9 protein-coding genes and 4 pseudogenes are annotated in these 12,793 nt (G+C 59.6%); 5 read left to right on the top strand and 8 right to left on the bottom strand.

Features of this window, described 5'->3' with window-relative positions:
* Positions 1-439: 439 nt before the first annotated feature.
* Together AC0X69_RS20725 and AC0X69_RS20730 are read left to right on the top strand one after the other, a co-directional pair.
* Positions 440-733: a type II toxin-antitoxin system TacA family antitoxin gene (locus tag AC0X69_RS20725; protein WP_482613815.1), complete on the top strand. Its 294-nt coding sequence runs from the start codon at positions 440-442 to the stop codon at positions 731-733.
* Positions 730-1,289, top strand: a pseudogene (locus tag AC0X69_RS20730) (GNAT family N-acetyltransferase). The gene AC0X69_RS20725 and the pseudogene AC0X69_RS20730 overlap by 4 nt, the downstream one beginning before the upstream one ends.
* A 155-nt stretch (positions 1,290-1,444) precedes the next feature.
* Here AC0X69_RS20730 and AC0X69_RS20735 read toward each other — a convergent pair.
* A pseudogene (locus AC0X69_RS20735) lies at positions 1,445-1,857 on the bottom strand (DDE-type integrase/transposase/recombinase); the annotation flags it as partial.
* 57 nt (positions 1,858-1,914) lie between these two features.
* On the opposite strand from AC0X69_RS20735, the gene AC0X69_RS20740 reads away from it, so the two are divergent.
* Positions 1,915-2,187: a hypothetical protein gene (locus AC0X69_RS20740; RefSeq protein WP_482613817.1), complete on the top strand. Its 273-nt coding sequence runs from the start codon at positions 1,915-1,917 to the stop codon at positions 2,185-2,187.
* A gap of 125 nt (positions 2,188-2,312) precedes the next feature.
* Positions 2,313-2,800, top strand: a pseudogene (locus AC0X69_RS20745) (SDR family NAD(P)-dependent oxidoreductase).
* Between the two features lie 284 nt (positions 2,801-3,084).
* Here the strand turns inward: AC0X69_RS20745 and AC0X69_RS20750 are convergent.
* The 7 genes and pseudogenes from AC0X69_RS20750 to AC0X69_RS20775 form a co-directional block, all read right to left on the bottom strand.
* On the bottom strand, positions 3,085-3,585 hold the full coding sequence (locus AC0X69_RS20750) for a DUF892 family protein (protein ID WP_482613819.1): 501 nt from the start codon (positions 3,583-3,585) through the stop codon (positions 3,085-3,087).
* Positions 3,586-5,680: 2,095 nt separating this feature from the next.
* Positions 5,681-6,794, bottom strand: a pseudogene (locus AC0X69_RS20755) (IS110 family RNA-guided transposase).
* Positions 6,795-6,905: 111 nt separating this feature from the next.
* Positions 6,906-7,727 carry an SDR family oxidoreductase gene (locus AC0X69_RS20760; protein WP_482613821.1) on the bottom strand — a complete coding sequence of 274 codons (822 nt, stop codon included), beginning with the start codon at positions 7,725-7,727 and terminating at the stop codon, positions 6,906-6,908.
* Between the two features lie 444 nt (positions 7,728-8,171).
* Positions 8,172-8,366: a hypothetical protein gene (locus tag AC0X69_RS20765; RefSeq protein WP_482613823.1), complete on the bottom strand. Its 195-nt coding sequence runs from the start codon at positions 8,364-8,366 to the stop codon at positions 8,172-8,174.
* A gap of 669 nt (positions 8,367-9,035) precedes the next feature.
* Complete coding sequence (locus AC0X69_RS20770; RefSeq protein ID WP_482609865.1) at positions 9,036-9,407, bottom strand: hypothetical protein; 372 nt, start codon at positions 9,405-9,407, stop codon at positions 9,036-9,038.
* A 570-nt stretch (positions 9,408-9,977) separates the two neighbouring features.
* Positions 9,978-10,220, bottom strand: a complete 243-nt coding sequence (locus AC0X69_RS23455) for a YMGG-like glycine zipper-containing protein (protein ID WP_510175246.1) — start codon at positions 10,218-10,220, stop codon at positions 9,978-9,980.
* A gap of 542 nt (positions 10,221-10,762) precedes the next feature.
* Positions 10,763-12,106, bottom strand: coding sequence for an IS1380 family transposase (locus tag AC0X69_RS20775; RefSeq protein ID WP_482608467.1), 1,344 nt, complete (start codon positions 12,104-12,106; stop codon positions 10,763-10,765).
* Between the two features lie 157 nt (positions 12,107-12,263).
* Here AC0X69_RS20775 and AC0X69_RS20780 point away from each other — a divergent pair, with 157 nt between their 5' ends.
* Positions 12,264-12,566, top strand: a complete 303-nt coding sequence (locus AC0X69_RS20780; RefSeq protein WP_482613825.1) for an integration host factor subunit alpha — start codon at positions 12,264-12,266, stop codon at positions 12,564-12,566.
* Positions 12,567-12,793: the final 227 nt, after the last annotated feature.

Genomic DNA, 12,793 nt, shown 5'->3' on the forward strand with positions numbered 1-12,793 from the left:
AGAACGTCAACCTTCTACTGCTCACCCAGACAAAGCCGCGGCAACTGCCTACGGTTTGGCACTTGAGCGTTGCTGTTGGACTCTTGCGCGGGAGCCTTCAAAGAATCGACGATGTCGGTTACCGCGCCGGGAACGTTCTGTTCGTGCATGTGCCCCATCCTTCTGAGGGGAATGGGCATTTGGCGTCTTTATCCGAGGCGAGGGCCCTGCTAGGGGGAAGGGCGGATGGCCCGTGAAGCACTTAAATCAGCATCAAGTGCGTGACGGGTTGCCGCTGCAAAGCTCGGACTATACGGCCGCGCCGCATACCCCCATTATGGAACGCGCGACCCCGCCCCTGACGGGCTTGTATATCTCTCGCAACACTCTGTTTCAGCGAAGAGATTATCCTACATAAGGCCGAGGTACAGGGCCGCCGGCTAGCCCTTGCTTTGTACGATTGAATTGCTGGGCGAGAGGTGGACCACGCCCCGGCGAACATGTCGAAAGCGGCCGGGTCGGGCTGCGTCTCAAACCTGAGGACAAGGCCGTGCTGGCGCGCGCCGCCGCGCTCGAACGGCTCGACCTGACCAGTTTCATCCTGCGCGCCGCGCTGCCTGCGCCAAGGCAGTCATCACTTAAGCTGCGCCTGTCGGAGCGCGACTCCTTGCGCGTGCTCGATCTTTTGGAAAATTCGCCCGAGCCGGCCGCGCGCCTCGTTCGCGCCGCCAAGGCCGGCTTCACCCTGGAATAACGCCCTTCATCTGGAAGGAAGCCCCGCTCGACAAGAGTCATGATCGCGACGCGTTCGACTGCGGCGATGATGACCTCAACGTTTATCTGAAGCGCTACGCGCGCGAGAACCACTAAGGCGGCGGCGCCAAATGCTTCGTGGCGGCGCCGCGCGACGCCCCCGCGCACATCCTCGGTCATTACACGCTCAGTCGGGCCTCGATCGAATTTAGGCGGGCGCCCGCCGTCGAGAAACGTGGCCTCAATCGCTATGAGATTCCCGTCTACCGTCTCGGCCGGCTCGCCGTCGATCGGAGCATGCAAGGACGCGGGCTCGGCGGACGGTTGCTGCTGCGCGCTTCTGAACGATGCATAACGGTCGCGCAAGAAGTGGGCGGCGTGGCCTGTTGATCGACGCGAAGAGCGACGACGCGGCCAAGTGGTATGAGAGATATGGCGCGCTGCGTCTCCTCGATGCGCCGCCTTCTCTCGTACTGCCCTTCTCAGTTCGTCGAGGCTTTGAAACAGAGGAATTGAAGCGCGTTTTGCACGCGATTTTTGCAACGAACAGTCGCTGAAATTCAGCCCCGCCGCACCGATGGAGAATTTTTGACCTATAGTGCCATCTATTTCCGCCGTCGCGACAACAATCAGTGCAATCACGCGGTCCAGATTCTTTTGCACGATCGCGTGCTCATGCGGGAGAGCCTGCTGCGTATATTCTTCCAGCGCCCGCATAAGCCCAATGATTCATGTCGTGCGGACAAACTCCGAGCCCTGATCGACGCGGATCATCTTCGTGTAGCCGATCCGGGCGCACGCGCGTTCCGGCGCCTGCACGACATCCTCGGCCCCATAGCTGAAGCGCGGATCGACGATCGGAGAGCAGCGGGAGAACGTATCGACGACCGTGAACACCCTGCTCTTTCTGCCGGTCGCCAACTGGTCGTGCACAATGTCCATTGCCCACCTCTCGTTCGGTTCGGTCGCCGGCTTCCGATCATCGCGTAGCTTCGCTTTGACTCGGCGCTTGGGCGTCTTCTTGCGTAATTCGAGACCAAGCTCATTGTAAATCCTGTAGGCCTCCTTGACGTTGATGGTCCAGCCTTCGCGCTGCAGCAGCACATGTACGCGGCGATAGCCGTAGCCGCCGATCGAAATGTTCAAGGCTCGCAAGAGCGGCGCTTACGCCTCGGCGCGATCATGGGCGAGGACGCGAATTGTCGGCCGTCCGACTGGCCGGATTTCCTTCACACGCATTACGAGGTGAGCTGGCTGGGCGTCGGCGAGGAAGAAGCACGCGCCCGTTCTCGCAACGTCGTCGTCCTTAAAATGCCTCCTGACAACTCCAATGGTCTCGACATCGGCTTGCCAGCGAGCGACCGCACGATGCTCAAATTCTTGCCGATGAAGGCGCCGCGGTCGCCATTCTCGACATCGACGCAGTGCGCGCCGAACGGGCGGCTGCCGCTCTAAGCGCGCAGGGCGCCTTGGCGTTCGGGCATTGGCGCGGATGTAACGGCTTGGGAGTCGGTTTCCGACGCAGTTAAAAAACAGAGGCGACGCTTAGGCCGATCGATGGTCTCGTCAATAACGCGGGTGTGGCCGCATTGGGGGCCGTGCATGAAATTGAAGAGGCTCAATGGGATCGCATGATGACGATCAACGTCAAGGGCGCCTTTCTTGTCTCTAGGGCCGTCTTGCCGGAATGATGGAGCGCAACCGCGGCGCGATTGTTCATATCGGGTCGGTTGCGGGCATGGTCGGAATTCCGAATATGGCCGCCTATTGCGCGTCCAAGGGCGCCGTGAACAATCTTGCGCGGCAGATGGCGATCGACTACGCCAAATGGGGAATACGGGTCAACGCGTTAGCGCCGGGAACAGTTGCCGCCACCGAAATGGGAGCGATGCTTTTGCAAAGCGACGCGAGTCCGGAAGCCAAGGCCCGTCGACTAGCCAAATATCCGCTGGGCCGCTTCGGCGAGCCGAAGGAGGTTGCCCAAGCGGCGCTTTTTCTGCTGAGCGATGAAGCGTCTTTCGTAACTGGCGCCGTCATGACGGTCGACGGCGGAATGACGGCGAATTGATCGAACGGGGCTTGGCTGACTTGGCCTGATTTTGAGGATTTCCGACTCTGCGAACAAGCTCGTGCGTCACGTGCGCGCGATACCATCCCACAAGGTGACGTCAAACTCGCGAGATTAGGCTCTCCGGATCTTGCGGGCTTGGCCTCGGTCTTGCCGGCGCAGAACGCCCCGAGCGGGTATGTAGCGGCGGGGCGTTCTGCGGTTGTGATCCAAGGGTTCGTCGCCGCTGACACGTGTGTTGGAGTGCTTACGATCGATAAGAATTTGGGCCGATCCGATCGGCTTTATGGCTTGGAAAGCGTTGGCGTTTCCCCGTCGGGCATCTCTTCACGACCGAGATACTCCATCGTCGCGGAAGCGATATATTTCCTAAGCCACTCTGCCATTGCCTCTTCTTGACGCAGAATGTCTTCGCACACTGCACGCGTTTCACTGTCCCCGACGGCCGCGGCTGCGCCAAGTAAAATATTATAGCATGAAATCTCTATCATAGCGCGTTTGACGAACTTATCGCCGACAAACGCCCCGCTGAGACCTTGTCCCATGGCTACGGACTGTCCAGTCGAGTCTTTCCAATTTGGCGTGGCGTCAGCGTGCCGATCTACATATCCCTGCAATGCGGCCGCCTGTTCCCGTCCTTCTCGGAAATGGCGTTCGATTTGCTCTTTGACGTCTGGGTAGTTTTCAATCCGCCGGGCGAGGGCATCTAGCATTGTCTTGGCTTGCTTCTCCACTGCGTGGGCGTCCAGAAGCAAACGGCTTATTCGTTCAGTTGCGGTCGCCATATGCTCTCCTTTACAGGAGCGGGTTCTCCCCCCCCCTTAACTGTCGATGAGTGGAAGAAATGCCGTCGCCCTTGTATTGTTCCTCCGGCAACACAAATAGTACATTTTTAAAACAATGTCTTAGCAGACGAAGCTTGTCGGCAATCGCCGTAGGTCGAAGTCCCCGTGCTTGCGTCGACGGCTTCACGCGCCTTCCCTCGCCGGGGCCATCCGGGTCGGCGCGGTTCGTCTTCGCCTCCCGCCCCGGCCGGCGACGATGTGCGAGGTGATGCCATCGCGAACGCAACTTTAACTCATCGTTAATTCTCAGGAGCACAAGCTGCGTGCTTATGTGTTGAGACGGTGAGTTCGTGTCATGCGTGTGATTTTACGAAGCGTCCTATTCGTCTTCATGGCTTCAGCGCTTGGGGCCTGTGCTGGGCGGCAATCAGAGTGGCAGGGAAGCTATGCAGCCTCGCCCGGCTACCATGATCCGAGCCCCAATTACGACTACCGCTATGAACGCGACAGTGCTCGCGCGCCATGCCGATGCAGATATGAGCAGTATGAAGAGGATCGGCGCGGTGACTATACTTACCGCCAGTAGCGCCTTGCATTAGACGTATACGCCGTCCCCCAGAATGCTCATCATGCAGCGCTCGGGATTGGTAGAGCAGGTTCAACGGCCTTTCGTTCCCACAACCCGCTTCTCTCTGCGCGTGTCAACACGAGGGCCTCGATAAGCGCGCGATCGATTGGGAGCCCGGCGACGCCGTCGTGGATGGCGGCAAATCGCGCCGGCAGGTCAATGGGCGCACGCGATCGCCGTCTTGCGCGACAACGCCAAAGCTATCGGACTTTGTTTCGTGCACCCCACTCCGCCCGCTTGAAGTTCGCAGCGCGCGCATGCTGGCGTGGGCGGGACAGCACGGATCGTGATGCGGAACGAGAGTGGCGCAAGCTGCCGCTGCGCGAACGCTACGACGGCCCAGCTTAGCGTTGTTCGAAATCTTTCTGGCCGCCTGAGGGATCCGCTCGAGGCTGATTCTGGCGCACCAACTCGCAAAATCAGCACCGGATCAGCGTCGCCGACCCCGATGGCGGCTCGACCAAGCGGCTGTGTGCGCGAGCGCATTCCGCCGCTGAGTGAATATGCGCCACTGTCGGCCATTGAGTCATGCCGTCAAAGGGAGCTTGACGGAATTAGGCAGGCAGGCATCCGCCATGAAAAAACAGGCAGATCCTGATCTTGGCGGAAGCTGGACTTTTGAAGCGGTTCGAAAGTTCGCCGGCGAAGCGACGGGGGAGAGGTCGCGGCTATGCAGGAATCCATTCAAGCGCGAGGCGGCGCTCTTTCAGCGTAATGGCGACGACGGCCGCGCCGCACTTTGAGGCGATGACAAACGGGATTGTCGACGCGGCTGGCCAATAACCCCGGCAAGCCGCTGAAGCTCCTCCCGAAATGCTGAGTGAAACCACTGCACACAGGCCGCGGCCAAAGACGCGCAGCCAATAAGAACCTCGCGAGCGCTCGTCCCGCGACGCGTAATTTGCTAAGCTTTGAGTGGCGGAACCCTTGCACGTGAGGCGAAATAGCCACGGACGTGAGCCGCTGGCGGCAATTGCGGAGAAGCCGGCCATGAACTTTTATGTTTTCTTGGCTCCGACTCATCAGTCGGCGACGGTTCACAGAGGTTCTTGTCCTCACTGCAATGAAGGTAAGGGTCAGCGAAGGCCAGGGCTAAAGACAAATCTCGCTACGACATGGCTCGGCCCACATCCAAATAGCGAACGAGCGTTCGAAATCGCTCGCGGATCTGGCGTCAAGAACGTCACGGGATGCGGGCACTGCAAGCCTGAGAACCCAGACTAAGAACTGATCAGGTTGGCGGACCTTCAATCGGTTCAAGTTGAGCCAAATGAGTAAGCGAGCTGATGGCCGTGCCCATCGCGCTCGTGTCGCCTCCATCAGCTTCGGCAGCCGGATCAAATTGTAGGCGGCAGTTGCGAAGGTAAACGCCCAGCGACGCGCGCGCGGCCTCTGAATTTGCTCTTCTCTTTGCCCGGCGATGGGCTTGCGCCCCGCCTCCGGCGGTGGGCAATATTTTGGCAGACGTTAAGCCGCGCCGGTCGCCTGGACGGTGTTGGCGATCGCCCAAACGAACCCAAGCATCTCGCGAGCGACAGCCGTCGTGACTACGACCTTGGGCTTACCGGTCGCAGCGAGACGACGGTAGCGGGTGTAAAGCCGGACTTGCGCCTTCCAGGCGATATCGCGAACGGTTTGCGGTAAGCCCTCGATACGGTCGTGCAGCTTGCGACTGACGCGCGCCTGCATGCGATGCGTCCAAGCGCCTTCAACCAAGGCCCGTCGCGCCAAGGCGTTTCCGGCTTTGGTGATTCCGGCTCGATGCACTGTTCGTCCGCTGGAATGCTCAGAAGGAACCAGGCCGAGATAGGCCATCAACTGTCGAGGATTGGCGAAGCGGCTGAAATCGCCGACCTCCGCGACAAGCGTTACGGCGACGATGAAAGCCACGCCTCGCATAGCTTGCACCGCGGCGACCACGGGAGCGTGCGACCAGTTTTGCGCCAGGTTCCCGATCTGCTGCGTCAGGCGCTCGACCCTCGATTCAGCGTCAGTGACAGCGTGAATGTAATTCTGAAGCACCAGTTGCTGGGCGGCGTGGTCGAATCGGACCGTCGTCAGCCAGCGAGGATAGGCCAGGGTCCAGCCTTTCTTGCCGGCATAAATGCGCCCATGTCGGAGGAGAAAACCCTGCAAATGCTGTCGCGCCTTGCCCAAGGCCCGCACCACGATCGAGCGCGCGCGGATCAAGTCCCCGCATGGCCTCGTGGGCGTCATCTGGAACACACACCGCGGTCAGTTCGCCGGCGCGATGAAGTCTGGCCAACATCACCGCGTCCCGGCGATCGGTCTTGACCCGATCTCCCGCCTTCACGGGAATAAGAGACGGCGCCACCACCGTGCATTCGTGGCCAAGGGCCGCCAAGTGACGATAAAGGCCATAGCCGCATGGCCCGGCCTCGTAGCAGAATGACAAGGGACGGCCGCCTTTCGCCAGGCGCTCAATCAATTTGCGGATGTGATCGGGATGATTGAGAAAGTTGCCGAGTTCGCGGACTTCCCCGCCGCGTGCACCTTCTGCGACCGCGACAGCGATCGTCGCCTTATGGACATCCAGTCCCACGAACAGAATATTATTCATCAGGCCCGTCCCCCATGTCTGAGGCTCGGCGCCGGCCAGCCCGGCGCAATCCTCGACTAGGGACATGCAGTGGGGCGGGCCGCCAATGCCTTCTTCGGGCGAACATAAGGTCTAGACTTCCATAACCAGCCGGAAAAGCCTTTCGAAGATTTTTTGTGGAAGCAGGCGCTTTAGTGGAACAACAATCCGCTGCCCAATCATCGCTACCGAATAGCGCATCTTGGGATTGGGATTGTTGAGAATTCCTTCGACTAGGCGAGCAACTGGTTCAGGAGACGACGCAGTACTTTCGTCGTGATCTTGCTTACGCTTCGATTTTGAAAATGCGTCCCGATATACGCCTTGTTCAGCCGCAGCGGTGACGCGGCGGTTTGCCGTGGTCCGAGTGCGGAAGTCTCCTGGTTCGACTAAGACGACCCTTATTCCGAACGGACGCGTTTCCAGCCGCATGCTTTCGCTTAGTCCCTCTAGAGCAAACTTGCTCGCGCTATAAAGCCCACTGAAAGGCAAGCCTACAACACCGCCCAACGAGCTTATATTGACAATATGGCCGCCTCCTGCAGCCCGCAGAGCAGGTAAGGCTGCCCGACACACCCGCAGGACTCCGAAGAAGTTCGTTTCTAATTGGGCTTTCGCCTCTTCAATCGAAGTATCCTCCACAGCGCCCATCATAGAAAAACCAGCGTTGTTCACGACCGCATCCAGCCGACCTGCCTTGGCGAGCACGTCCGCGACTCCGGTGTTGACCGACTCTTCGTCATCAACATCCATTCGAATCATCTCAACGCCGCGCGTGGATTTGTACTCGCTAACGGTTCGCCCGGTGCCAAAGACGCGCCAGCCGGCATCCGCCAGACGTTCCGCGCACGCCAAGCCGATACCTGAAGTAGCCCCAGTCACCAACACGGTCTTTTTTGGTGCTTCATCGTCCATCGAGGACATTCCTCCCCATGTCACTTGGCGCTCAAAATCCTATCCTAAGGCGCTGATGGGAATTCGAGGCTATCGTGTCGACGGAGTTGCGCAGATACCGAGGCATTGAAAATAGCGACAAGCGCAACGCTGGGTGAACAAAAGATTGCACAGCAAAGGACCCGGCGATGAAGAAGCATGGAATCATTTCGTCTCAGGCCCGCGCCGCGCTGTTCGATCCGCCAACAGATCCGGCGGCAATTGGCCCGCAGTATACGTTTCGCCCAAAGATCTGGCGCTGATCCGTCGACGGCGGCGTCATGCCAAGCGGCTCGGTTTTGCGGCGCATCTCGCGGCCGACAATGGCAAAAAAGGCGCAGGTGAAAGGGGTCCCTTTTGGGCGCCGATTTGGGGACCCGGTTCAATGCTCATAGACAATTCGGCGAGGATAGCGGCGGCCTACCGTCAGATCCCCAAGAAACCCAGAAAGCTCTTTTTCTTTTTGAGGCGTTGAATGTCTGAGGCTTCACGACGAACTGACTCTCGGAGTTCAAGGATTTTTTCGTCTGGGATCGAGAAATCGATTGCGGCCAAGGCCAGATTCCGGCGAGCGCCCACAAGTCTTTCTTGCATGTAGTCGGTCAAATTTTTTTTCGCCATGTCATCCCTCTCGTGATTACCTGCCAATCATACCCGGCCGGCGACGATCGGGCTCTTTTATGTGTGGTCGGCGCTTGCCGTCAATAATGATGACGGCGGGAGTAGCGTGGAACCGGCGTCGTCGCTATGCCGACCAGACCGCCAGCCGCTGCTCCGACCGCGGCGCCGCCTGAGGCCAGTGCACCAATGCCAGCGCCGCCAAGAGCGCCTATGACCCCTCCGCCCAATGCGCGTTCCGTCGCGTATAGCAGCCATAGAGCGGCAAGGAGGCGGTGAGAATTGATGCCGACACAAGCGCTTCTTGGCGGAGCTATCAATATGATGCTTTGCATTCGCGTGTCCTTGATTGACACTATTGGTCGGCTTTGGAGAGATCGCCTTCGCGTCACATGACGAGTGAGCCCGGATTTGCGTCGTAATGATGGTAGTGCGGTCGAGCCGCTTTGGATTCGAATCGCGAGGCAAACGCAGCAGACCGCCGCCTATGAGGCGCTACACCGGAGACGAAGCACGGCGGCCCGTCCGTAGGTCGCCAAGCTAGCGACACACGCGAGCGGAGTGAGGTTGACCGCTTCACCGCCGACTGCCGCTAAGGCCAGACGATCCGAGCGAGCCGCTCGGCTTGCGTCTTCGTCAACGTGGGTGCGTTACTTTTAGCGCTTCTTGTCATCACCACCAGCCGCCATAGGGATAGCCCCAGCCCCACCCGCCATAAGGATAGCCCCAGCCGTAGTAGCGGGGCGCCGTGGCGGCGGCGATGCCCGCGCCCATTATTCCGAGCGCTGCGGCGGCGAACATCGCTCCAGCCGGATCATAGCGATAACCGTAGCCTCGACGGTAATAGCGACGCGGATGGTAGTAACGCACATAATGACGATGGCGTTGGCGCCGGTAGTGGATTGTCTCGATAGGAGCCGTCAGGCCGATATCGGCGGGCGAGGCCATGCTCATCGGGCCGGCTAGAACTTCCGTCGGCATCGCCGAAAGCGCCATTAGCCCGCACAACGCGCCGGCCATGCCGGATTTTAAACTCTTACGCATGGGCGCACCCTTGGAACGATGTTTTGGGGGGCGGTGAGCCGCGAAGGACTACGTCCCTTTTTTCAACGCGTAATTCCACTCGATTGTTCCGGCGTCGCCTGGCGAGGCAGGCGATCTTTGCTGTGGTGCGTCAGCATAGCCGTCGCGACGAGGGCCTTGGGAAATGGATCGGCTGCTGGACTTGCGCGATGCCGGAGTCGTTCGCTATCGCGCCCCTGCCTCGAAGAGGCGGAAGACGCAGACATGGCAGCGCGCAGAGGCAAGCGAGCTTCTGAGCGCTTTTTGTGAGACGCCCCCGACGAGATGTGCGCGGGCGCTTTGCGGCTGCTCCGCCTTTGACCTTCTTCTCGGCGACGTGGCTCCCGCATCGCCACCTTGCCGCTTGCGTCGACTGCTCCGCGCGCCTAAGATAGCGCCTGTATCGGGGCCTCACGCGCCGATGCGCGAATCCAATCTCCAAATCTCTCCAGCCCGGCCGACGACGACCGGGCTTTTTTCTGCGTGAGGGCTGGAGAACGCCCTCACCACTGCTAGACTGCGAGATGTTCTGCGTTCGGCGTCCACGCGACATCAGTAGTAATACGGCGGAGGCGGAGGAGCAGTCAGCGCGCCCACCGCAGCCCCACTCGCCGCGCCGACCGCCGCGCCGGCGAGAGTTCCACCCGCTCGCCCGCCAGAAGCGAGAGCGCCTATCCCGGCGCCGCCAAGGCCGCCAATAGCAGCGCCGCCGAACGCTCGGTCTTGAGAGGTGTAGCAACCACTGAAGGAAAGGGCGGACGTTGCGACAAGCGCAACACAAGCAAAGAATTTCATCAGAGCTCCTTTCTGATGCAAACCAAAAAAGGAGAGTTGATCAATCCGGCTAAAAGTTGATCAGTCACGGGTCGGCGCTGCTGCCTCGCCCCCAGCGCCTCGGCTCGCTGATTTCTAGAGATGCGCGGACCGACTTATGGTTGCATGAGAAGCGCAATTTCTAAGTAATATTACGAACTTGGCGAGAAGCCTAACGTCAGCAGAAAATGAATTCTGCTTAGACGCATTCCATTTGCAACGCTCAACAGGGGAGTCGGCTGCCCCTGATTTGCACTGCTAGGCTGGCTTCCCCAGCTTTGATCCATTGGGGGGATTGTGATTGGACCGTGATTGATGGACCCTGTTTCAGCAACTAATGCTTTTCGAACTAACCCGTCCTATTCAGCCAGCCGACGGTCTTTCCCGAGTTTTTTCCGCGGTATGATCGCGGACGCGCGTCCGCTTTGCGGTTGATCGCTGAGTAATTTCTACACTTTTGGAACGCGTTGGAGTTGAAAGGACGGGCTCTCTGGGGCTTGCGGACGCGGTCTCTGCCCCGTCGTTCACGGTCCTGCCGGCTGTAACGCGCTGGCCAGACGTCGGAATAGCTCGGCTTGTGGGCAGGCGCTTGCGAGCGCAAGCCTGATGCGGCTTGCGGTCTCGACAATGCGCGCGCCGATCTTGAGCAGCTTCTCGCGCAAGGTGGCAAATTCGGCGACGGCGAGCGGATGGGGTTTTGGAATGGCGTCGCGCAGTTCGAGCATCAGCCAATAGGCGGCTGTATGCAGGAAGAGCCGCATCTGATTGGCGAGCGGCGCCCGACAGGAGGTGCGATCCGACGCCAGCTGGCTCTTGTGCAATTTGATCAGATTTTCCATCTGGCCGCGCGCGCAATAGAGCGCGTCGTAGACATGCTCGGGCGAGCCATTTGCAATGCTGGTGACGACATAGCGAATATCGAGCCCCATTTCCGTCGCTTCGATGCGGGCGCAGACGCGGCGCTCAGCCCGCCAAGATTTGGCGGCGTAGTTCGTTTGCGCGTAGCCGCGCAGGACAAGTATCTGTTCCAATGCGCGACGGGTGCGGATGTCGTCGGCCTTTTCTTCGACGGCGGCGGCGAGAAGCTTATTGCCGGACAGGCCGAAAACATAATCGAGGCCATTGTCCTCACACCAATCCATCACCTCGCGGCGGCCATAGTGGCCGTCGCCCCGAATGGTGATCTTGGTCGTCGGCCAATGCGCGCGGATGCGGCGGACGATCCGGCGCAAATGACAGCGCACTTCCTTGCCGGTCGGCGTCTTTCCCGGACGTAGAATGATGGCGACAGGGCGTCCGGTCACGGTGTCGTAAATATGGATCGGCAGGAAGCAGCGCTCATCGTAATGCGCATTGAACAGCGACAGTTGCTGATGTCCATGCACGACGTCGCAGGTGTCGTCGATATCGAGCGTGACGGCTTTCGGAGGCGCAGCGTAGCTGGCGCAATAAAGATCGATCAGCACGCCGCCAAGCTTCACGATTTCGCGCAAAGTCGGCGCATTCTCCCAACGCGACATGGTCGGCTGCGAGCACAAATCGTTCCCTGTATCGGGCAAGCGCCCGCAGGCGATCTTGAAGGCCGGGTCCTTGCGTAGATGATCGAGATCGTCCGCATCCTCGTAACCGCAAGCGATAGCGAGAATGCGCGCACGAAAAATGGTGGCGAGCGAATGGGTGATCAACAAAGGATTACGCGGATCGGCAATAACGGCGGCGAGCTTGTCCGCCAGCCCCAGACGACGTTCGGCTTGCCCCAGCAACATCACGCCGGCGTCCGAGGTGATGCGTCCGCCGTCGAATGCGGCGGTGATCTTCTTGCGGCCAACGGCTGGAAACGAAAATGGCAGGGGGGTATCTTCGGTCATGGCGCGCGTGGCGTCGATGCGATAGCGTGAATGATCGGCTTAGACAACCGATCCATACACTAAATCAACATTTTACGCTACGCTCGCCAGCCCAAAATTACCCCATCGCTGAATAAGGTGGGCTAAAGTTGCGCGCAGCGGCGGCAAGAAGCGCGCTTTGACTCGCTCCGACCTTGCAAACGCGATTCATCGTAAAGTCGGACTGACGCAGGCTGAGTCCGCGCAATACGTAGACATGGTGCTCGAAGAGATTTCCGACAGCCTCGTAGCGCGCGAAGATGTCAAGCTCTCATCGTTTGGCGCTTTCTTGGTGCGCGCCAAAAAGGAGAGGCTCGGACGTAATCCGAAAACCGGCGTAAGCGCGACGGTTTCGGCAAGGCTAGTCGTCTGTTTCAAATCATCCAAGATCCTGCGGGCAAGAATCAACGGCGACGATCGACGCCGCTATAACCGAGCGTGACGCCGCGTCAGGAAGTGAACGATCCACGATCGGACTCCACTATGCGGCGAGGCTCGCTGGATGTCTGCTAGAATATCGGCAAACCCATTCCCACTTTCCGTGATGGCTGCGGCGCCAACAGACGTGGTGCTTATGCGCTTTTGCGTGTGGACCACTCCAACCGTTTTGGTCGTGGCTATATGCCCCACTCGCCTGCTGTCCATGCTCTTGCGGCACTTGATCCAGGG

This window comes from Methylocystis sp. Uni0008, from assembly GCF_056838045.1.